The organism is Roseomonas sp. TF40, from assembly GCF_057219975.1.
In genome coordinates this window covers 409,444-429,384 of the sequence record NZ_JBXVVR010000002.1, presented here as the reverse complement: position 1 = coordinate 429,384, position 19,941 = coordinate 409,444, and the positions used below count along the sequence as shown (strand labels likewise).

Annotated in this window: 18 protein-coding genes; 8 read left to right on the top strand and 10 right to left on the bottom strand. The window is 72.1% G+C overall.

Annotated features, from left to right (window positions below):
• Nucleotides 1–23 precede the first annotated feature (23 nt).
• Nucleotides 24–929: a DMT family transporter gene (locus AC2D9U_RS08040; RefSeq protein WP_484747953.1), complete on the top strand. Its 906-nt coding sequence runs from the start codon at nucleotides 24–26 to the stop codon at nucleotides 927–929.
• Here AC2D9U_RS08040 and AC2D9U_RS08035 read toward each other — a convergent pair.
• On the bottom strand, nucleotides 916–1,302 hold the full coding sequence (locus AC2D9U_RS08035; protein ID WP_484748369.1) for a protein-tyrosine phosphatase family protein: 387 nt from the start codon (nucleotides 1,300–1,302) through the stop codon (nucleotides 916–918). The two genes, AC2D9U_RS08040 and AC2D9U_RS08035, sit on opposite strands and share 14 nt — an antisense overlap.
• A gap of 37 nt (nucleotides 1,303–1,339) precedes the next feature.
• Entirely contained in the window at nucleotides 1,340–2,176 is an 837-nt protein-coding gene (locus AC2D9U_RS08030; protein ID WP_484747952.1) for a c-type cytochrome, read from the bottom strand.
• Between the two features lie 177 nt (nucleotides 2,177–2,353).
• Here AC2D9U_RS08030 and AC2D9U_RS08025 point away from each other — a divergent pair, with 177 nt between their 5' ends.
• The 4 genes from AC2D9U_RS08025 to AC2D9U_RS08010 all read left to right on the top strand — a co-directional run bounded on the left by AC2D9U_RS08025 (nucleotide 2,354) and on the right by AC2D9U_RS08010 (nucleotide 7,716).
• Nucleotides 2,354–3,352 (top strand): Bug family tripartite tricarboxylate transporter substrate binding protein, encoded by a 999-nt coding sequence (locus AC2D9U_RS08025; RefSeq protein WP_484747951.1) that lies wholly within the window; start codon nucleotides 2,354–2,356, stop codon nucleotides 3,350–3,352.
• Between the two features lie 635 nt (nucleotides 3,353–3,987).
• Complete coding sequence (locus AC2D9U_RS08020) at nucleotides 3,988–4,854, top strand: hypothetical protein (RefSeq protein WP_484747950.1); 867 nt, start codon at nucleotides 3,988–3,990, stop codon at nucleotides 4,852–4,854.
• Nucleotides 4,855–4,957: 103 nt separating this feature from the next.
• On the top strand, nucleotides 4,958–6,706 hold the full coding sequence (locus tag AC2D9U_RS08015) for a tetratricopeptide repeat protein (RefSeq protein WP_484747949.1): 1,749 nt from the start codon (nucleotides 4,958–4,960) through the stop codon (nucleotides 6,704–6,706).
• A 125-nt stretch (nucleotides 6,707–6,831) separates the two neighbouring features.
• The gene (locus AC2D9U_RS08010) at nucleotides 6,832–7,716 is read left to right on the top strand and encodes a 4-(cytidine 5'-diphospho)-2-C-methyl-D-erythritol kinase (protein ID WP_484747948.1); all 885 of its coding nucleotides are present in this window, start codon (nucleotides 6,832–6,834) and stop codon (nucleotides 7,714–7,716) included.
• Here the strand turns inward: AC2D9U_RS08010 and AC2D9U_RS08005 are convergent.
• From AC2D9U_RS08005 to AC2D9U_RS07970, 8 genes are all read right to left on the bottom strand, one after another.
• Nucleotides 7,666–8,652, bottom strand: coding sequence for an ABC transporter ATP-binding protein (locus AC2D9U_RS08005; protein ID WP_484747947.1), 987 nt, complete (start codon nucleotides 8,650–8,652; stop codon nucleotides 7,666–7,668). The two genes, AC2D9U_RS08010 and AC2D9U_RS08005, sit on opposite strands and share 51 nt — an antisense overlap.
• Before the next feature lie 159 nt (nucleotides 8,653–8,811).
• The gene (locus AC2D9U_RS08000; protein ID WP_484747946.1) at nucleotides 8,812–9,690 is read right to left on the bottom strand and encodes an ABC transporter permease; all 879 of its coding nucleotides are present in this window, start codon (nucleotides 9,688–9,690) and stop codon (nucleotides 8,812–8,814) included.
• Nucleotides 9,687–10,628, bottom strand: a complete 942-nt coding sequence (locus AC2D9U_RS07995; protein WP_484747945.1) for an ABC transporter permease — start codon at nucleotides 10,626–10,628, stop codon at nucleotides 9,687–9,689. The genes AC2D9U_RS08000 and AC2D9U_RS07995 overlap by 4 nt, the downstream gene beginning before the upstream one ends.
• Nucleotides 10,629–10,647: 19 nt before the next feature.
• On the bottom strand, nucleotides 10,648–12,198 hold the full coding sequence (locus AC2D9U_RS07990; protein ID WP_484747944.1) for an ABC transporter substrate-binding protein: 1,551 nt from the start codon (nucleotides 12,196–12,198) through the stop codon (nucleotides 10,648–10,650).
• A gap of 13 nt (nucleotides 12,199–12,211) precedes the next feature.
• Nucleotides 12,212–13,351, bottom strand: a complete 1,140-nt coding sequence (locus AC2D9U_RS07985; protein ID WP_484747943.1) for an NAD(P)/FAD-dependent oxidoreductase — start codon at nucleotides 13,349–13,351, stop codon at nucleotides 12,212–12,214.
• Nucleotides 13,351–14,712 (bottom strand): FAD/NAD(P)-dependent oxidoreductase, encoded by a 1,362-nt coding sequence (locus tag AC2D9U_RS07980; protein WP_484747942.1) that lies wholly within the window; start codon nucleotides 14,710–14,712, stop codon nucleotides 13,351–13,353. Before AC2D9U_RS07980 ends, AC2D9U_RS07985 begins: the two co-directional genes overlap by 1 nt.
• Nucleotides 14,709–14,981, bottom strand: a complete 273-nt coding sequence (locus AC2D9U_RS07975) for a (2Fe-2S)-binding protein (RefSeq protein ID WP_484747941.1) — start codon at nucleotides 14,979–14,981, stop codon at nucleotides 14,709–14,711. Before AC2D9U_RS07975 ends, AC2D9U_RS07980 begins: the two co-directional genes overlap by 4 nt.
• The gene (locus tag AC2D9U_RS07970; RefSeq protein WP_484747940.1) at nucleotides 14,975–15,958 is read right to left on the bottom strand and encodes an ABC transporter ATP-binding protein; all 984 of its coding nucleotides are present in this window, start codon (nucleotides 15,956–15,958) and stop codon (nucleotides 14,975–14,977) included. The genes AC2D9U_RS07975 and AC2D9U_RS07970 overlap by 7 nt, the downstream gene beginning before the upstream one ends.
• 108 nt (nucleotides 15,959–16,066) lie before the next feature.
• On the opposite strand from AC2D9U_RS07970, the gene AC2D9U_RS07965 reads away from it, so the two are divergent.
• Genes AC2D9U_RS07965 through AC2D9U_RS07955 form a run of 3 tightly spaced genes read left to right on the top strand, consistent with a single transcriptional unit; the run spans nucleotide 16,067 to nucleotide 19,746 of the window.
• A complete protein-coding gene (locus AC2D9U_RS07965; protein WP_484747939.1) occupies nucleotides 16,067–17,008 on the top strand; it encodes a tripartite tricarboxylate transporter substrate-binding protein in 942 nt (313 codons plus the stop codon).
• The gene (locus AC2D9U_RS07960; protein WP_484747938.1) at nucleotides 17,008–17,721 is read left to right on the top strand and encodes an aspartate racemase/maleate isomerase family protein; all 714 of its coding nucleotides are present in this window, start codon (nucleotides 17,008–17,010) and stop codon (nucleotides 17,719–17,721) included. Before AC2D9U_RS07965 ends, AC2D9U_RS07960 begins: the two co-directional genes overlap by 1 nt.
• Before the next feature lie 3 nt (nucleotides 17,722–17,724).
• The gene (locus AC2D9U_RS07955; protein WP_484747937.1) at nucleotides 17,725–19,746 is read left to right on the top strand and encodes a tripartite tricarboxylate transporter permease; all 2,022 of its coding nucleotides are present in this window, start codon (nucleotides 17,725–17,727) and stop codon (nucleotides 19,744–19,746) included.
• The last annotated feature ends 195 nt before the right edge of the window (nucleotides 19,747–19,941 follow it).

Genomic DNA, 19,941 nt, shown 5'->3' with positions numbered 1-19,941 from the left:
AGACCGGGGCCATGCCCATGCGCATGACCGCCCGGCTCTGGGGCCTGCTGCTGATCCTCTCCCTGGTCTGGGGCAGTTCCTTCTTCCTGATGGCGGTGGCGCTGCGGGGCTTCCCGCCGCTGACCATCGTCTTCGCGCGCGTGCTGCTGGCGGCAGCCGTGCTGGTGATGGCCTGCCGTCTGCTGGGCCTGGCGCTGCCCCATACGCGGCAGGGCTGGATCGCCTGCGCCGGCATGGGGCTGCTGAACAACGCCATCCCCTTCTCCCTGATCGTGATGGGCCAGCAGCACATCCCCTCCGGCCTCGCCGCCGTGGTGAATGCCGCCACGCCGGTCTTCATGGTGCTGAGCGCACATCTGCTGACCGTGGACGAGAAGCTGACGCCCCCCCGCCTGGCCGGCACGCTGGCCGGGCTGCTCGGCGTCGCCATCCTGGCCGGGCCGGCGCTGCTGGCCACCGGGCCGGGGAACGAGGCGCTGGGCATCGCGCTGTGCCTAGGCGCCTGCCTCTCCTATGGGCTGACCGGCGTGTGGTCGCGGCGGCTGAAGCGGGTGGGGCTGCCGCCGCTCGGTGTCGCGGCGGGGCAATGCCTGTGCTCCGTGCTGATGATGGCGCCACTCGCCCTGCTCATCGACCAGCCCTGGGCGCTGCCGCCGCCGCCGGCCGCCGCCGTGCTGGCGCTGGTGGCGCTGGGCCTCTTCGCCACGGCGCTGGCCTATGCGCTGTTCTTCGCCATCCTGGCGGGGGCGGGGGCGACGAACACCTCTCTGGTCACGCTGCTGGTGCCGGTCACGGCGCTGCTGCTGGGCGCCTTCGTGCTGGGCGAGGCGCTGGCGCCGCGCCACCTGGCCGGCATGGCGGTGATCGGCCTCGGCCTGCTGCTGATCGACGGCAGGATCCTGGCGCGGCTGCCCCTCAGGGCCAGGTGAAGCCGCGCGCCATCTCTTCCTGCGCCGGGGTCTCTGCCGCATGCGGCAGGTAGTGGGCGCGCACATAGTCCAGCGGATCGCCCGCCACCCCGGCCGCCCGGGCGAGGCAGGCCAGGAACAGGCCGGTGCGCCCCACGCCCGCCTTGCAGCCGACATGCACGGGGCGCTCGGGCGCCGCCGCGAGCTGGGCCAGCACCTGGCCCACCGCCGCCTTCAGCGCCGCCGGATCCGGCAGGCCGAAATCCGGCGTGGGCAGCGCCACCTCCGCCAGCCACGCCTTCTCGGCCTGCATCTCCAGGCAGACCCCGAAGGCGCCGGGCGGGAGTGCATCGAAGGGCCCGCCGGTGATGGTCACGGGCCGGCCCGCGACCACCAAGGGCAAATGGCCGCGTATCCTCAAGGCCCCGGTCTCAGGGCTGGGGCGGCAGGCTGCGGAGATAGGCGACGAGGTCGCTGAGCTCCTGCTGCGTCATGTTGGCATAGGCATAGAAGGCCATGGGCGGGGCGAGGCGCCGGCCATCGCGCGACACGCCCTGGGTGATGGCGCGGATGATCTCGGCATCGCTCCAGCCCCCCAGCCCGTTCGCATGCGGCGTGATGTTGCGCGCCACCGAGATCCCCCAGGGGCCGGGGAACTGCATGCCGCCCGCGCCGGTGCGGGCGAAGTCGCTGTGCCCGTTCACCATCGGCGTGTGGCATTCGATGCAATGCGCGACCGGGCCGGCGAGGTAGGCGCCGCGCGCGACGGGATTGTCGGCCGGCGCGGCGACGGTGGTGATCGGCGGGCCATAGGCCGGCGGCAGCGGGATGCGGTAGACGCTCGCCTCCACCGCGTTGCGCACCGGCGCCACGGTGCGCAGATAGGCCACCATGGCGGCAAGGTCGCGATCGCTCAGCCCGCGATAGAGCCCGATCGGCATGGGCGGGCCGATGATGCGCCCATCGGGGCGGATGCCCTCGCGGATGGCGCGCGCGATCTGCGCATCGGTCCAGGCGCCGATGCCGGTCTCGCGGTCCTGGGTGATGTTGGAGGCGACGGCGCGGAAGGGCGGCTCGTCGAACACCGTGCCGCCGGCGAGGGTGCGGCCGGGGATCGGGCCCTGCGGGCCCATCGGCGTGTGGCAATTGCCGCACGCACCCGTGACCTCCACGAGATGCCGCCCGCGGGCGAGCAGATCGGCATCCTGCGCCCGCGCGGCGGGCGCAAGCAGCAGGATCCCGCACAGGGCTCCCAGAAGCGCTTTCATGACGTGACCTTCCTCCATGATGCGGCGCAAGGATCGCAAAGCGTGACACCCTTGCAGGGCATCGGCAACCGAGGCGGGAAGGGTGATTGGCGGCGGGCCGAGAATTCCAGTGGCAGGCGGCATCACCTCTCCTTACGCTGCCGCGGTGTGCTGCGTCGCACAACGGGAGATTGCCGGATGAACCGCCTCGACCTGGCCCGCCGCGCCCTGCTGGGCAGCGCCCTGGCCGCGCCCCTCTTCGCCCCCGCCATCGCCCGCGCCCAGGCGCGCCGGCCCTTGCGCATCATCGTGCCCTTTCCGCCCGGCGGCGCGGTGGACAGCCTGGGCCGGATCCTGGCGGATCGCCTCGCCCCGGTGCTGGACCAGCAGGTGGTGGTGGACAACCGCTCGGGCGCGGGGGGCATGATCGGCGCCGATGCGGTGGCCAAGGCGGTGCCGGATGGCACCACCATCGGCATCATCGGCGCCGCCACGCTCTGCGCCGCGCCCTTCCTGCTGCCCTCCATGCCCTTCGACGTGGCGCGCGACGTCCGCCCCGTGACGCAGATCACCGACAGCGCCGTGGTGCTGGCCGTCGGCGCCCAGGTGGCCGCCGCGCGGGGCTGGACCAGCCTCGGCGCGCTGCTCGACTGGGCGCGGGCGAATCCCGGGAAGTTCAACGTCTCGAACGCCGGGGTGGCGACGGTCAGCCACCTCGTCTCCTCGGCCCTGGCGAAGGAGGCCGGGGTGGAGTTCAACATGATCCCCTATCGCGGCGGCGCGCAGGCGGCGAACGACATGCTGGCGGGCACGCTGGATGGCAGCACCGATCTGCCCTCGGCCCTGATCCCGCTGGCGCAGGGCGGGCGGGTGAAGCTGCTGGGTGTGTCTTCCGGCCGGCGGCTCGCGCTGCTGCCGGAGGTGCCGGCCTTCGCCGAGACGCCGGGGCTGGGCGGCATCGACGTGCGCTCCTGGAACGTGATGCTGGTGCCCGCGGCCACGCCCGAGGCGGAGGTGACGCGCCTGCACGGGGCGATCCGCCAGGTGGGCCTGAGCGAGGCCTTCCGCGCCGCACTCCGCCCGCTCGGCTATGATGCGGTGACCAGCGAGAGCCCCGAGGCCGCCGCCGCCCTGGTGCGGGAGGACACGCCGCGCTGGCGCCGGCTGGTCGAGCAGTCGGGCGCGCGCGTCGAATAGGCCATGCCCGGTTGAGGGGGCGCGGCGAGGCTGGTAGAGCCGCATGGGCTTCTGGAGGGCGTGGCATGGCCGACGAGCTTGGCGCGGGACAGGATTGGGCAGCGCGGCTGAAGCGCGCCCTGGTCCAGGGGGCCGCCCCCGCCCAGCCCGCCCCCGTTTCCGCCGTTCCTGCACCCGTGTCTGACCCGCCTGGGGAAGCGCCGGCGGAACCGGCCGCGGAAGCCCCGGTCCCGGAACCGGCTCCAGCCACCGGATTGCTTGCGGCGCTGAGCCTGGCACCGGTGACGGCGCCGAGCGCCGCCGCACCGCCGCCTGCCCTTTCCCCTGTCCCTGCCCCTTCCCCTGGGCCTGGTGCTGCGCCGGCCCCGTCCTCGCTGCTTGCGCTGCTGGAACCAGCCGGTGCCGCCGAGCCGGCGGCGCTGCCCGGCCTGCTCGCGGCGCTGACGAACCCCAGCCCGGCCATGGCGGTGCGTGAACCAGCGCCCGAACCGGCGGCCGAGGCAGCCTCCGAGGCAGCGCCCGAACCTGTAGCCGAGGCAGCGCCCGAACCAACGCCCGAACCGGCGCCCGAAGCGGTAGCCGAGGCAGCCTCCGCGCCAGAGCCAGAGCCAGAGCCGGCACAGGCGCCTGAACCGGTGCCTGAACCCGGCGCCGAAGCACCACAGCTTTCCGAGCCGCCACCCGGACTTCTCGCCGCGCTTGCAGACCCGGCCCTGGCATTCGCCACGGAGGCGACAGCGCCCGCAGCGCCACCCGCCGTCGCACCGACGACGCCGACCGTGGAGAAGCCGCCCCGGCGCGCCGCCACCACCCCGAAGCTCGCCCGGCCGAAATCCACGCCCGAACCGGCCTTCGAGCCCGCTGATTTCGCCACCGCCCACGCCACCCTGCTGGGCGTGCCGCCGGGCAAGAGCGCGCAACAGGCCGGGGCCGCGGCGCAGGACGAATGGATCGCCCTGGCCCGCAGCATCCTGGGGGCGGAAGGGACATGGCATGGCCTCGCGCTCGGTGGGCGCAGCGCCAACCTGCTCGTCGCCGCCGGGATGGGCGCCAAGCGGCGCGGCCTGGCGCCGCGCCTGCTGGCGGTGGAGGCGGAACCCGAGCCCTTCAGCCGGCTGCACGCCGCCGTCTCGGCCCAGAGCTTCACCGCCGCCGAGTTCCGCCTGCTCCAGGCCGAGGTCTGCGCCAGCGTCGCCGATCTCGCGCCGCGCGCCGCCGCCGCCGAGCAGCTGCTGGCCGAGATGCCGCGCTGCGACTACCTGCGCGTGAGCATGCGCGGGCTGATCGAGCCGCTCCTCGCCAGCCAGATGACCCTGCTGTCTGAGAAGCTGCGCTGGCTGGTGCTGAACAGCCGCAACCGGCGGGAGGAGCACCAGGCGCTGACCCTGCTGAGCCAGGCCGGTTGGCAGCTCCTGGCCGACCATCCCTGCACCATCGACAAGCTCGCCCCGCCACGGATTTCCAAGGCGGGCACGCAGGTCTGGCGCAGCCCCCTGGCCTGACGCGGGGGGCGGCGTGTCCTGGCCGCATCACCACCCCACCGCCTGTTGCAGGGCGGCCACGCCATCCTGGCGCGGCCCCCGCCGGCAAGCCTAATCTCTCGCCATGTCCTTTTTCTCGCCCCCCCGCCGGATCCTGCTGCTCGCTGCCGCCCTGCTCTCCGCCTGCGGGGCGGCCGGGCAGACCCCCCCCGGCAGCGCCAATGCCGCGCCCTTGCAGGCGCGCGAGATCACCACCCCCTTCGGCGCCTATCTCGCCGGCCGCCTCGCGCAGTCGGAGACGGACACGGCGGTGGCCGCCGACCTGCTGCTGGAAGCCCTGCGCCGCGACCCGGACCAGCCTGAGCTGGCCAACCGCGCCTTCGTCGCCGCCCTGCTCGATGGCCGGCCGGATGCGCTGCGTCTCGCCCGCCGCCTGCCCGAGAACCAGGCCGCGCAGCTGCTGCTGATCGGCGCCGAGGCCCAGGCCGGGCGCTGGGACCGGGCCGAGACGCGCATCCGCGCCCTGCCCCGCAGCGGGCCGGGCGGCTTTCTCCAGCCCTTCCTGCTGGCCTGGTCACAGCAGGCGCGCGGCCAGACCGACGCGGCGCTGGCCACGCTCCGCCCGCTGTCGGAATCGGGGCGGCTGCGCGGCATCCATGCGCTGCACATGGCCCTGATCGCCGATCTCGCCGGCCGCCCGCGGGAGGCCGAGCGCGCCATCCGCACGGCCATCGCCGAGACGCCCGAGCCCTCCTTGCGCTTCGTCCAGCTCAGCGCCGGCATCCTCGCCCGCACGGGCCGGGAGGAAGAGGCGCTGCGCCTGCTCGAGGGCGTCGGGCGGGGCCTGAGCGACTATGCGCTTTTCGCGATCACGGAAACGCAACGCCGCGCGGTGCTCTCCGCCCGCAACCTGTCCTCGCCGGTGGAAGGCATGGCGGAGGCACATCTGGCGCTCGCCGCCGCCTTGGCGAGCCAGCCCATACCTCCGGCGCGCGCCGGCCAGCCGGCCGCGAGCAACAATGACGGCGCGCTGATCCTCGCCCGGCTGGCGCTGCGCCTGCGCCCCGGCTTCGCGCCCACCCTGCTGCTGATGGCCGAGCAATACGCGGAGGAACGCCACTACCAGACCGCCTATGGCCTGCTGGAACAGGTGCCGGCGGATGACCCGCTCGCCCCCGTGGCGGCGCTGCGCCGGGCCCTGCTGCTCGACCGGATGGACCGCACGGCGGAGGCCGAGGCGGCGCTGGAGCGCCTGGCGGCCGAGCAGCCGCAGGCGCCGCAGCCACCGGCACGGCTGGGCGACATCCGCCGCGTGAAGAGCCGCTTTCCCGCCGCCGTCACCGCCTATGACCAGGCGCTCGCGCGGCTCGGCACCGCGACCCCGACCGCCTGGCCGCTGCTCTATGCGCGCGGGATCTCCCATGAGCGCGCCGGCAACTGGCCGCTCGCGGAGGCCGATTTCCAGCGCGCGCTCGCGCTCTCGCCCGAGCAGCCCTATGTGCTGAACTACCTCGCCTATACCTGGGTCGAGCGCGGCGAGAACCTGATCGAGGCGCGGCGGATGCTGGAGCGCGCCGTGGAGCTGCGGCCCAATGACGGCAACATCGTGGACAGCCTCGGCTGGGCGCTGTTCAAGCTGGGCGACATCCCCGGCGCGATCCGCTGGCTGGAGCGCGCGGTGGAGCTGGAATCCCGCAACAGCGTGATCAACGACCATCTCGGCGACGTCTACTGGGCCGCCGGGCGGCAGCTCGAGGCGCGCTTCCAGTGGCGCCGGGCCCTGGCGCTCGACCCCGAGCCCGAGGAACTGCCGAAGATCCAGGCCAAGCTGCGCGACGGCCTGCCCGCCCCCACCGCGCGCCGGGCAGATTGACTTGCGGCCGCCATCGGCGGCCGAGGCCGCGAATGCGGCCCGCGGCTTACGCCGCGAAGCCAAGCGCGCGGAACGCGCGCCCGTCACGCCGCAGGCGTGCCCTCGGCACGATGTCTGAGGGTTAAATGACTGACATTCTCACGGAAGCGGCGCCGGCGAAGGTCAATCTCTACCTGCGTGTCGTCGGCCGGCGCGCGGATGGCTATCACCTGCTCGACAGCCTCGCGATCTTTGCCGGCATCGGCGATGTGGTGCGCCTGGCACCCGCCGCGGCGCTCAGCCTCACGCTGAGCGGGCCGGAGGCCGGCGCCCTTGTGGCCGAGCCCGACAACCTCGTGCTGCGGGCCGCCCGGGCGCTGGCGGAAGCCGCGGGCGTGCCGGCAGGCGCGGCGCTGGCGCTGGAGAAGAACCTGCCCGTCGCCTCGGGCATCGGTGGTGGCTCGGCCGATGCGGCCGCCGCGCTGCGCGGCCTCGCGCGGCTCTGGGGTGTCACCGGGGTGGACCTGCCGGCGATCGCGGGAAGGCTGGGCGCGGATGTGCCGGTCTGCCTCGCCAGCCGGCCGGCGCGGATGGAGGGGGTGGGGGAGGTGCTCTCAGCCGCACCCGGCCTGCCCGCCCATGGGCTGCTGCTGGCCAATCCGCGCCTCGGCGTGGCGACGCCGGCCGTGTTTCGCGCCCGTGCGCCGGGGTTTTCCGAGCCCGCGCCGCAGCCGGGGCGCCTCGCCGATGCCGCCGCCCTGGCCGCGTGGCTGCGCCCGCTCGGCAATGATCTGCAGGACGCGGCCATCGGGCTCTGCCCGCCCATCGCGGCGGTGCTCGCCGCCATCGCGGCGCAGCCGGGCTGCCTGCTGGCGCGGATGAGCGGTTCGGGCGCCACCTGCTTCGGGATTTTTGCCGATGGCGCGGCGGCGGCCAGCGCGGCCGAAGCCCTGCCCGCCGCCTGGTGGCGCTGGGGGGGTTTACCCGTGCAGGTGGCAGGCGACGCCGCCCAAGGGGACCTGAGTCCCTGAGCCGGGTGCGTCGCTCCAGCGCGGCATGTCGCGCGCGCAGTGCGGCATCGCCTCGGCGCAGCGCGGGTGGAAGGGACAGCCGGGCGGCGGGTTCGCGGCAGAGGGGATCTCGCCGATGATGCGCGGCAGCACGCCGCGCCGGGACGGATCGGGAATGGGCGAGGCCTCGCGCAGCATCCGCGCATAGGGGTGCAGCGGTTCGGCCAGCACGCGCGCGGCCGGGCCTTCCTCGACGATGCGGCCGAGATACATCACCGCCACCCGGTCGCAGAACCAGCGCACCACCGACAGATCATGGCTGACGAACAGGAAGGCGAGGCCCCGGCGCTTGCGCAGCTCCTGCATCAGCAGCAGCACCTGCGCCTGCACCGACACATCGAGTGCGGAAACCGGCTCATCCGCCACGATCAGTTCGGGCTCCACCGTCAGCGCGCGGGCGATGCCGATGCGCTGGCGCTGCCCGCCGCTGAACTCATGCGGCAGGCGATCCAGCGCCGCGGGCGGCAGGCCGACCTCTTCCAGCAGCGCGCCGGCGCGGCGACGGGCCTCCGCGCCCTCGGCGATGCCATGCACACGCATCGGCTCCATCAGCGCACTTCCGATGCTCTGGCGCGGATCGAGCGAGGAATAGGGATCCTGGAAGACGATCTGCATGCGCCGCCGGAGCGCCTTCAACTGCGCGCCGCGCGCGGCCAGCACATCCTCGCCCTTCCAGGTGACGCGCCCGGCATCGGGCTCGATCAGGCGCAGCAGGGCGCGCGCGGCGGTGGATTTGCCGCAGCCGCTCTCGCCGACCAGGCCGAAGGCCTCGCCCGCATGGATGCGGAAGGAGATGTCCTCCACCGCGCGCACCGTGACCGTGCGGGCGCGCGGAAAGCCCTTCGTGGAGACGAAGTGCTTGCGCAGCCCTTCGACGATCAGCACGGGCTCGTTCATGAGAAAACACGGGCAAGGCGGCCCGTCTTTCGGGCCGAGCGGCCGAATGGCCGCCGCCGGCAGTCCGGCGAGCCAAGCGCGCGGCTTGCGGCACTGCCGCAAGGCCGTAGCAAAGCGAAGGCTGGAGCGCCCGGCGCCTGAGGGCAAAAAGATAACTTCTCACTCATTGCGAAGTTTCGGGTCCGTCGCGTCGCGCAGCCCATCCCCCACCATGTTCAACCCAAGCACCAGCAGCAGGATCGCCACACCGGGAAACACCGCGAGCCAGGGCGCGTCCAGGATGTTCTCGAAGCCGTCGCGCGTCATGCCGCCCCAGGTCGGGGTGGGCGGCTTCACACCGAGCCCGATGAAGGAGAGCGACGCCTCCACCCGCACCGCGGTGGCCAGCCACAGCGTGCCCATCACCATCACCTCGGAGAGGATGTTGGGCAGGATATGGCCGAAGAGGATGCGCAGATGACTGAAGCCCAGCGCGCGCCCGGCCTCGACGAAGGCGCGCTCCTTCAGCGCCAGGGTCGGCGCGCGGGCGACACGCGCGAAAGGCGCGATGGCGGTCAGCGCGATGGCGACGACGAGGTTCACCAGATCCGGCCCCAGCAGCGCGACCACGATCAGCCCGAGGATGAGCGAGGGGAAGGAGAGCAGCACATCCATCACCTGCATCACGAACAGGTCGAACCTGCCGCCGACATAGCCCGAGACCATGCCGATGATCCCGCCGATCACCATCGCCGCCGCGATGGCGCCGAGCGAGACGGTGAGCGAGATCTGCCCGCCCCACATCAGGCGCGAGAGGATGTCGCGGCCGAACTGGTCCGTGCCCAGCAGGAATTCCGCGCTGGGCGGCTGCAGGCGATTGAGGATGTCCTGCTCGCTCGGGTCATGCGGCGCAAGCCAGGGCGCGAAGACCGCCGAGAGAAGGATGAGCAGGCAGATGAGCGCGCCGGCCATGGTGGTGGGGTTGGCGCGCGCCTTGCCGAGCGCGCGCTTCCAGGCGGCGGGCGGCGGGGCGAGAACGATCTCGGCGCTCTCGCTCATGCCTGCTTCACCCGCGGGTCGAGCACGCCGTAGAGCAGGTCCGTGACCAGATTCACCACCACGATCAGGAAGCAGTAGATCACCATCAGCCCCTGCAGCATCGTGTAGTCGCGCTGGTTCAGCGCGCCGACGATGATCTTGCCCAGTCCCGGGCGGTTGAAGACGATCTCGGTCAGCACCGAATTGCCGAGCAGGATGCCGACATAGAGCCCCACCACGGTGACGATGGGCAGGGAGGCGTTGCGCAGGCCATGCACCCAGACCACGCGCCGCCAGGGCACGCCCTTGGCGCGCGCCGTGCGGATGTAGTCCTCGCCGAGGGATTGCAGCATCGCGCTGCGCGTCACTCGCGTGATGTAGGCCGCCATCACCAGGCCGAGCGTGATGGCGGGCAGGATGAGCTTGTGTGCGCGATCGCCATAGTCTTCCAGGTTGGCGCTGCCGATCACCGGGAAGATGCGCCAGTGCAGCGCGAAGGCGAGCAGCAGGAAGATGCCCGAGACGAAGACCGGGAAGGAAAGGCCGACCAGCGAGACCAGCCGCGCCAGCACATCGACCACGCCATTGCGGTTGAGCGCCGCCCAGATGCCCACCGGCACGCCGATGACCACCCCGAAGACCATCGCCGCCAGGGTGAGGTCGATGGTGTGCGGCAGCACCGCGCCGACCTCGGCCGTGATGGAACGGCCCGTGACCATGGAGACGCCGAAATCGCCGCGCAGCGCATCGCCGAGGAAGGCGAGATACTGCACCCAGAGCGCGCGATCGAGGCCGAGCCGTGTGCGCAGCGCGGCGATGGCCTCGGGCGTGGCCTGGTCGCCCAGGATCACCAGCGCCGGGTCGCCCGGCACGATGCGCACGATCACGAAGACCAACGTCAGCACCGCGATCAGCGTCGGCACCGCCGCCAGCACGCGCCGGGCAATGAAGTGGATCATGCGCCCGGCGCGCCCCTGCTCACCGCAGCCGGGTGGCTTCGGTGATGAGCGGGCCGAGCGACATGGAGCCGCGCAGCTGGTAGCCGTAGTCGAGGTTGTCGCGCCGCGCGAAGACCAGCAGCGTCTCCAGCAGCGGCACGCCGCAGACATTCTGCACCAGGATGCGCTGCGCCTCGGCCCAGAGGCGCTTCTGCTCCTCGATGTTGGTGCTGACCCGCGCCGCGTCGATCTGGGCATCCGCCTGATCGCAATGCGAGAAATTCGTCACGGCGGTCGGTGTGAGCACGCGCGAGCGCCCGTGGTAGAACTGCGTCAGGTAGATGTCCGCCACCGGGAAGCGCGCCGCCGCGTAGTAGACCAGCGGCGAGAGGTTCTGGCGGATCTGCTGGTGGAAGGTCGCGTGCTCCACCACCTGCAAGTCGAGCGTGATGCCCGAGCGGCGCAGCTGCTGCTGCACCACCTGCATCATGTTCAGCATCTCGGGCAGCTGCGTGTGGATGACGCGCACGGTCAGCCCGTTCGGGTGTCCGGCCTCCGCCAGCAGCGCGCGGGTGCGCGCCGGGTCATGCGGCAGCAGCGGCACCTGGTTGGTGAAGCCGAGATAGCCGCGCGGCACCAGGGACTGGCCCTCGCGGCTCACATCCTGGCCACGGAAGCGCACCAGCTCCGTCCGGTTCACCGCATGGGCCAGCGCCTGGCGCACGCGGATGTCGTTGAAGGGCGGCATGGAGGTGTTGAGGTTGAGGATGGCGAGCTCGCCGGGCTCGAAGACATCCACCGTCGTGTTCGGGATCTGCCGCGTGCGGTTGATCCAGGTCTGGTCGGCGCGGCCGTAGTTGAGATCCAGCTCGCGGTTCTGGAAGGCCAGGTCGCGCGAGGCGTCGGAGGGGATGAAGCGGTAGCTGATCCGCCCGATCTGCGGCGCGCCGCGGAAATACTGCGGATGCGCGACCAGCTCGGCCGACTGGTTCGGCGTCACGCGGTCCAGCGCGAAGGGGCCGGTGCCGATCGGGTTGCGCACGAAGCTGTCGCCCCGCTCCTGCACCGCGCGGCGGGAGACGATGTAGCCGCCCGAGTAGTTGGTGAGGATGCCGAGCAGGCTCGGCACATTCTCGCGCAGCACGATGCGCACGGTGTGGCTGTCCACCGCCGTGACACTCTCGAAGGCGCGGTAATCGGCCGAGAAGGCCGAGGTCGCGGCGGTGCCGGATTTCCGCAGGCTGAAGACCACGTCCTCGGCCGTGAGTTCGCCGAAGCCGCCATGGAACTGCACGCCGCGGCGCAGGTGGAAGGTCCAGGTCTTGCCATCCGCGCTGCTCTCCCAGCGCTCGGCGAGATCGGGCTCGATCTCGGCAGGATCGATGGAGCCGGGCTTGAAGCGCACCAGGCCGTTGAACATCCAGGCGACGACCACACGATCGATCGTCGAGACCGCGAAATGCGGATCGAGCCGCCCCACATCCTGCGCCGCCATGCCGACGCGCAAGGTGGGTCCCGTTTGCGCGTTCGCGCCGAACACACTCGCCAGAGCCATCGCGCTGCCCAGCAGCGCCGCCCGCCAACCCCGCATCATCCCTCTCCCCTCACAACCTGGTTTTCCAGACATCCTCGCCGGCATCCTGGACCGCAAACCTCGATATGTCGAAGCCTTCCAGCGGCACGTCGGTCCTGCCGTCCAGCACAAGCTCCGCCAGCACGGCGCCGACGCCGGGGCCGAGCATGAAGCCATGCCCCGAGAATCCGAAGGCGTGGATCAGCCCCTTGGTGGTGCGCGAAGGGCCAAGCACCGGCAGCACATCGGGCATCTGCCCGTCGATGCCGGTCCAGCTGCGGATCACCATCGCCTCGGCGAGGCGCGGGATCAGCGCGATGGCGCGCGTCATCGCGGCGAAGGCCGCGTCGGGGCGCGGGCGCGTGACGGGCACCGCCGGGTCGCCCTCCCCACGCCCGCCGCCGAAGATCACGTTGCCGCGCGGAATCTGGCGCAGATACACGTCGCCGCCCACCACGCCGACATTGTGCGGGCAGAAATAGGGCAGCGGCTCCGTCACCAGCATGTTCGGGTGCAGCGGCTCGACCGGCACGGGCTCGCCGAAGCGCTTCGCGACCTCGCCGCCCCAGAAGCCGGCGCAGTTCAGCAGGATCGGCGCGCGGAAATGGCTGCCCTGCGCGGTCAGGGTGAAGTGCTTGCCGTCATGCAGGATATCGGTGACGGCGTGATGTTCCAGCAGCGTCGCCCCCGCCGCGCGCGCGGTGCGCGCCAGCGCCGGGGCGAGCAGGCGCGGATTGGCGCTGCCATCCTCCTCCAGCAGGCTGCCAGCCACGACCTGCGCGCCGAAATAGGGATGGTCGGCGCGGATCGCGTTGCGCCCGATCATGCGCGGCCTGAGGCCATATTGCGCGGCCATCGCGTTCCAGCGCAGCAGCTCGGCCTCCTCCGCCTCGCTGCGCGCGAGTTTCAGGTGGCCGCAAGGATCGAATTCGGCATCCGTGCCGGTGATCTCGCGCAGCCGCCCCCAGATGGCGCGCGACTTGATGGCGAGCGGCAGTTCCGCCGGGTGGCGCCCCTGCTGGCGCACGCCGCCATGGTTCACCCCCGTCGCCTGGCTGCCGATCAGCCCGCGTTCGAGCAGCACAACCTTCGCCCCGCGCTGCGCGAGATGCAGCGCCGCCGAGCAGCCCGCGCCGCCGCCACCCAGGATCAGCACATCGGCGTCGCGCATCATGCCGGCACCTGCTGCACGGGGATGGGCTTCACGGGCGGCTGGCCGCGCAGGCGCCCCACCGCGCGCGTCTCGACACCCAAGGCACCCGCGAGCACCTCGGCCGCGGGCGGGCCGCAGACGCGCCCCTGGCAGCGGCCCATGCCGACGCGGGAGAGGGCCTTGGCGCGGTTCATCTCCGGCGCATCGGCCAGCGCCGCACCACGCAGTTCGCCCGCCGTGATCGCCTCGCAGCGGCAGAGCAGCGTCGCGTCCGGCATGCTGCGCGCGAGCTTCCGGGGATAGGGGAAGCTGCGCTCCAGCGCCTGGCGGAACTGCGCCTCGGCGGCGAGTTTTTGGTCAAGCGCGCGAAGATGGACCGCATCGACCGCGACACCCCGATCCGCGAGCAGCGCGAGGGCGGCGCGTGTGCCCGACAACTCCGCCACCTCCACGCCGCCGATGCCCGCGCCATCGCCGGCGAGATAGACGCCCGCCACCGGCGCACGCCCCGCGGCGTCGCGGCGGGGAATCCAATTGTGCTGTACCTCATCGAAATCGAAGGGCACGCCCGCAAGATCGGCAAGCTGCGCCTCGGGCTTCAGCCCCCAGCCCATCGCCACCGCGTCGCAGGGCGTGACATGCTCGCGCCAGGCCGCATCGCGCCAGCGCAACGCCTGCACGGCGCCCTCGCCCTCGATGGCGATCGGCGTCGCATCCGCCACCAGGGGCACGCCGCGCAGCTTGAGGGAGAGGTTGATCCCGATGCCGCGCAGCGTCGTCGGCAGATTGCCGAGCAGCGCGGGGATGTGGCGCAGCTTGGTGAGCGTGTCGGTCGTGTCCAGCACCAGCGCGGGCATCGCCCCCGCCTTGGCGTATTGCAGCGCGGTGAGCCAGAGTAGCGGGCCGGTGCCCATCAGCACGGGCTGCGCCCCCACCGCCACGCCCTGCGCCTTCAGCGCCACCTGCGCGCCGCCCAGGGTGGTGACACCCGGCAGCGTCCAGCCCGGCATCGGCACCACGCGATCCATCGCGCCGGTGCACAGGATCAGCGCGTCGTAGCGCAGCTCCGATTGCTGGCCGCCACCCTGCAGCAGGTGCAGCACGCGCTCCCGCGGGCGGATGTTCCACACCAGCGTGCCGGGCCGCCAATCGCTTTCGCGTTTCAGCGCATCGAGCGTGCCGTGCAGCCGCCGCGCGCGCCCCGCATCGGCGCCGTAGAGCGCGCGGGGATCGCGCTTGAATCCGGCTGGCGGGCGCTGCGTGATTCGCCCGCCGCCATCGGGCGATTCCTCGATCCAGACCGGGCGCAGCCCCGCGCGCACAAGCTGCTCCACGGCGCGGATGCCGGCCGGGCCGGCGCCGATGACGACCACGCTCATCGCCGCACCACCTGCATGCCGGCCTCGGCGAGGGTCGAGCAGGCGCGGCGCAAGCCTTGACCCACCACCATCACCCAGCATTCCTGGCAGGCACCCATCCAGCAGAATCCCGCGCGCCCGCCATCGCCGAACTCCGAGGTCCGCACATGCCCCAGCCCGGCGGCGAGGATCGCGGTCAGCAGCGTGTCGCCCTGCTTCGCCGCGATGCCCACGCCATCGACCTGCAGCACGATGGAAGGCCTCTCCTGGTCGAGCAGTCTTGTCAGCACGCGATCATTGCTCCTGTCGCCACATGGCAGCGCGCCGCATGGCCGGGCGCCACCTCGATCAAGGCCTGTTCCTGCGCGCAGCCCGTGCGGCGCATCGGGCAGCGCGCGGCGAAGCGACAGCCGGGCGGCATGGCGTCGAGCGGCGGCACGCGCCCGCCGATCGCGCTCAAGGCCTGGCCCGGCTGGTCGAGCCGCGGGATCGCGGAGAACAAGGCCCGCGTGTAGGGGTGCTGCGGGCGGTCGAAGATCGCCGCCACCGGCCCCTGCTCGACGATCTCGCCGGCATACATCACCGCCACGCGGTCCGCGATCTGCGCCACCACGCCGAGGTTGTGCGTGATGAAGAGCACCGCCATGCCGTGCTTCGCGCGCAGATCCGCGAGCAGGCCGAGCACCTGCGCCTGGATCGTCACATCCAGCGCCGTGGTCGGCTCATCCGCCAGCAGCACGGCGGGCTCGCAGGCCAGGGCGATGGCGATCATCACGCGCTGGCGCATGCCGCCGGAGAATTGGTGCGGATACTCGCTGAGGCGCGCGGCGGCGGAGGGGATCTTCACCTCCTCGAACAGGGCGCGTGCGCGCGCCAGCGCGGTGCGACGATCCAGCCCGCGATGCAGGCGCAGGGCCTCGGCCACCTGGTCGCCCACCGTCATCACGGGGTTGAGCGAGGTCATCGGCTCCTGGAAGATCATCGCCATCCGGTCGCCGCGGATCTTCTCCAGCTCGGCTTCCGAAAGCCCGGCGAGGTCGCGCCCCGCCAGCCTGATCCGCCCGGCCGCGACGCGCCCGAAGGGCGGCTGCACCAGGCCCATCACGGAGAGCGCGGTCACCGACTTGCCGCAGCCGCTCTCCCCAACCAGCGCCAGGGTTTCGTCCGGCATCAGCGTGAGGGAGAGGTCGCGCACCGCCGGATGCCAGCGCCCGCCGATGCGGAATTCCGTGCGCAGGCCGATGAGTTCGAGGGCAGGAGCGCTCATGCGCGACAGCCTGCGCCAGCCCGCGCGGCGGTTCAAGACGTGCAGCCCCTGGCGCGATGCGCGGGGCGGTGCAATCCTCGTCGCCGCAACGTACCGGAGGCGTCCTCGATGTTCGTCCTGCGACTCACCCTCATCGCGCTGCTGCTTGGCCTGCCGCTTGGCGCCCGGGCCCAGGGCTGGCAGCCCACGCGCGCGATCGAGGTCATCGTGCCCTTCACCGCCGGCTCCCTGGCCGACCGCAACATCCGCACCGCGGCACCGCTGCTCTCGCGCGAACTCGGCGTGCCGGTGGCGGTGCAGAACATCCCTGGTGCGAATGGCTACAACCGCCTGTTCCGCGCCGCGCCCGATGGCGCGACGCTGGGCGTGGGCGACCCCGTGGCGCAGATGGGCCTCGCGCTCGTGCAGCCGCAGCCCTTCGACGTGCTGCGCCTGACCTGGCTCGGCCATTGGTCGGCCGGTACGCAGACCATGGTGCTCTCCGCCCGCTCGCGCTTCCAGTCGCTCGACCAGATGCGCGGCGCGACCACGCCGGTGCGCTGCGGCACCTTCGGCGGCATCAGCACGGGCGCGATGCAATGCGCGATGCTCGGCCGCGCGCTCGGCTTCCGCGTCGCCTTCGTCTCGCTGCAGGGCCCGCCCGAACTGGTGCTCGGCGCGGTGCGCGGCGATGTCGATGTCGCCTCGCTCGGCCCCTCGCTCTGGACCGACCATGTGACGCAGGGCAGCGTGCGGCCGATCCTGTCCTGGGATGCGGTGCGTGACGAGCGCATGGCGAGCACGCCGGCGCTGAACGATCTCGGCCTGCAGCGGCTGGCCGGCATCACCGTGCTGCGCAGCGTCGCCGCCCCGCCCGGCCTGCCCGACAACATCCGCAACCGGCTGATCGAGGCGCTGAACAAGGTGACCACCACGCCGGAATGGGATGCCTTCGTCACCACCGCGCGGCTCGAGCGCAACTGGACCTTCTCGGCCGAGTATCCGCGCATGCTGGAGGAAGCCAAGCGCCTGCTGGAGGAGAACGCGGCGGATCTGCGCGCCGCTTTCTGATGAGGGTCGGCGTCATCAGCCCGACGGTGCTGGAAACCATCGCGCATGACTTCATCGCGGCGGCGCCGCCCGGCGTGCGCATGGTGGGCATCACGCTCGGCATGGGCGGATGGAAGGCCGATGAATATGCGAAGGCGCTGGCGCAGTTGGATGCGGCGGTGGCCTATCTTGCGGCGCGACGGGTGGATGCCATCCTGCACGTCGCCTCGCCCATCGTCGTCTCGCAAGGGCCGGGACATGACCGCGTGTTGACGGCGCGCATGGCACAACACGCCGCGGGCATTCCCTGCCTGACCACCATCCGCTGCGCGCTCGACGCCTTCGCCGCCCTGGGCGCGCGGCGCATCCTGGCGGTCACACCCTTCCATGACGTGCTGAACGGCCAGCTGCGCGCCTATCTCGAGGCAGAGGGCCTGACCATCGCCGCGCTCGAGACAGTGCCGGCGCATTTCGACTTCCTGCAGGATGTGCCGCCCGAAGCCCTGGCCGAGGCCGCGCGGCGCGGTGCGGCAGCCTGCGGCGGCGCCTATGACGCGGTGTGGATGCCCTCGGGCCAGCTGCGCGCCGTGGAATGCGTGCGCGGGCTGGAACAGGACCTCGGCAAGCCGGTGATCGCGCAGAACCACGCGGATCTCTGGGCCGCGCTGGTCGCCACCGGCGCGCGCGGCGTGGCCCTCGGCCAGGGCCGGCTGCTCGACACAAGGGCTGGTTGAGCGGTGGAGAACTACGCCCTCGCGCTGCTGCAGGGCCTCGGCCAGGCGCTGACCTTCGAGGCGCTGCTCTTCATGCTCTTCGGCTCCGTCGTGGGCTATGTCTTCGGCGTGCTGCCGGGGCTGCAATCCGTCACGGCGCTCAGCGTCTTCCTGCCGCTGACCTATTGGTGGTCGCCGGCGCAGGCGATGTATTTCTTCGCCGGCATCATCGGCGCGGGCGGCAATGGTGGCGCGGTGACCTCCATCATCGTCAACATCCCCGGCAATGCGCAGAACGCGGCCACGATGGTCGAGGGCTATCCGCTGACACGCCAGGGGCGCGCGATCTTCGCGCTGAACCTCTCGGCCTGCGCCTCCTGGTTCGGCGCGGCCTTCGGCGTGGTGGTGCTGATCGCGCTCATCCCGGTCTTCATGCCCTTCCTGCTGAGCTTCGGCCCGGCCGAGACCTTCTGGATCGCGGTGGCGGGGCTGGTGACGCTGGTGCTCGCGCTGCGCGGCGATGTGGGGAAGGGGCTGATCTCGGTCGGCGTGGGCATCCTCATCGCGATCATCGGCATGGGCGGGCCGCGCCTGCCGGTGCCGCGCTTCACCTTCGGCAGCCAGTATCTGCTCGATGGCATCGAGATCGTCGTCGTCGTCATGGGCCTGCTGGTGATCGGCGAGACGCTGCAGCAACTCGCGCAGGAATGGCGCTACCGCCACGGCCAGGCACGCAGCGGCCCCGCCCCGCCCGAGGTGCCGAAGGCGTGGCGCGGGCAGGTGCGGGAGGGCTGGGTCGCGCCCTTCCGGCATTGGGGCATCCTGCTGCGCTCCTCCGGCCTCGGCACGGTGATTGGTGCCATTCCCGGCGTGGGCGGCGTGGTGGCGCAGTTCATGGCCTACAACATGGCCGCCGCCACCACGAAGAACCCCGAGAAGCTCGGCAAGGGCGCCGAGGACGTGATGGTGGCGACCGAGGCCGCGACCAATTCGAAGGAGGGCGGGAACCTCTTTCCCACGCTGCTCTTCGGCATCCCCGGCAATTCCGAGATGGCGCTGGTGCTGGCCGCCTGGCAGGTGCACGGCATCGAGCCCGGGCCGCTGTTCCTGCAGAACCACGCCCCACTCGCCTGGGCGCTGGTCTTCGGGCTGCTGCTGGCCAATCTGCTCGCCTCGCTCGGCACGGCCGCGGCCTCGCCCTGGCTGGCGCGGCTGCCCTCCTTCAGCATGGCCTGGCTGGCGCCGCCGGTGCTCGTGCTCTGCCTGATGTCCACCTACACGGTGCGCACCAGCCCGCTCGATATCCTCGCCATGGTGGTGCTCGGGCTCTACGCCTATCTGCTGCGGCGCTTCGGCTTCTCGGTGATCGGCGTCGTGGTGGGCTTCGTGCTCGGCGACGTGATCGAGCGCAGCTACTACACCGCGCTGCAATCGAGCCTGGGCGACCCGGCGGTGCTGGTGGGCTCGGGGGTCGCGATGGCGCTGGCCGGCTTCACCGCGTTGGCGCTTTGCTGGTGCGTGCTGCGGATCTGGCAGCGCCCGGCCGAGGTGCGCGCGGCGCGCGCGGTGCGGCTCGACCTGCGCGCGCCCGGGTTGTGGTTCAACCTCGCCAACCTCGCCCTGTTCGGCTGGCTGCTGAGCGTCGCTCTCGCCCCTGGTTTCCGCGGCGGGCCGGTGGCGGGCGGCGTGCTGGCGCTGATGGTCGCGCTGCAGGGCATGGCGCTGCTGCGCGACCTGCTGCGCCCGCCCGCGGAGGCCGCCGAACCGGGCGAGGGGCGGGCGCTGGTCGGCGTGCTGGGCGTGATCGCGGCGACGCTGGCGGCGGGCTTCTTCCTGGGCCTCTATGTCGCGCTCACCGGCTATCTGCTCTGGACCTGGCTGTGGCAGCAGCGCGCGCCGGCGCGCATCGCCCTGCCGCTCGCCATCGGCTTCGGGCTGCTGATGCCCTGGGGCTTCGCCTGGCTGGCGGATACGCCGATGTGGCGCGGCGTGGTGCCGGAGCTCCTGCCCGGGCTGATCGGCGGCGAGGTGATGCCCGCGCTGTGAGAAGGACGCCCGGCGGGACAGCGGGGCGCTGCGGCACCGCCTGTGCCACGAGCGGGCGCAACGCCGAAGCGAACCAGGCAGAAGAGATAAAAACGTCGTAATTTTTCGCCTTGCGGTGTCTTCCTGGATGGCTCACGCTTGCGTGAGGTGCTGGCGTGCAGGCGAGGGCCGGCATCAGGCTTTCCCTCCCTCCTT

Bases quoted from the DNA above. Each gene is read 5' to 3' on its own strand.
- AC2D9U_RS07965 (WP_484747939.1), top strand. From the start codon at position 16,067: ATGTTCGTCCTGCGACTCACCCTCATCGCGCTGCTGCTTGGCCTGCCG.
- AC2D9U_RS07970 (WP_484747940.1), bottom strand. From the start codon at position 15,958: ATGAGCGCTCCTGCCCTCGAACTCATCGGCCTGCGCACGGAATTCCGC.
- AC2D9U_RS08030 (WP_484747952.1), bottom strand. From the start codon at position 2,176: ATGAAAGCGCTTCTGGGAGCCCTGTGCGGGATCCTGCTGCTTGCGCCC.
- AC2D9U_RS07960 (WP_484747938.1), top strand. From the start codon at position 17,008: ATGAGGGTCGGCGTCATCAGCCCGACGGTGCTGGAAACCATCGCGCAT.
- AC2D9U_RS08040 (WP_484747953.1), top strand. From the start codon at position 24: ATGACCGCCCGGCTCTGGGGCCTGCTGCTGATCCTCTCCCTGGTCTGG.
- AC2D9U_RS07980 (WP_484747942.1), bottom strand. From the start codon at position 14,712: ATGAGCGTGGTCGTCATCGGCGCCGGCCCGGCCGGCATCCGCGCCGTG.
- AC2D9U_RS08025 (WP_484747951.1), top strand. From the start codon at position 2,354: ATGAACCGCCTCGACCTGGCCCGCCGCGCCCTGCTGGGCAGCGCCCTG.
- AC2D9U_RS07995 (WP_484747945.1), bottom strand. From the start codon at position 10,628: ATGATCCACTTCATTGCCCGGCGCGTGCTGGCGGCGGTGCCGACGCTG.
- AC2D9U_RS08005 (WP_484747947.1), bottom strand. From the start codon at position 8,652: ATGAACGAGCCCGTGCTGATCGTCGAAGGGCTGCGCAAGCACTTCGTC.
- AC2D9U_RS08015 (WP_484747949.1), top strand. From the start codon at position 4,958: ATGTCCTTTTTCTCGCCCCCCCGCCGGATCCTGCTGCTCGCTGCCGCC.
- AC2D9U_RS07985 (WP_484747943.1), bottom strand. From the start codon at position 13,351: ATGCGCGACGCCGATGTGCTGATCCTGGGTGGCGGCGGCGCGGGCTGC.
- AC2D9U_RS08010 (WP_484747948.1), top strand. From the start codon at position 6,832: ATGACTGACATTCTCACGGAAGCGGCGCCGGCGAAGGTCAATCTCTAC.
- AC2D9U_RS08000 (WP_484747946.1), bottom strand. From the start codon at position 9,690: ATGAGCGAGAGCGCCGAGATCGTTCTCGCCCCGCCGCCCGCCGCCTGG.
- AC2D9U_RS07990 (WP_484747944.1), bottom strand. From the start codon at position 12,198: ATGCGGGGTTGGCGGGCGGCGCTGCTGGGCAGCGCGATGGCTCTGGCG.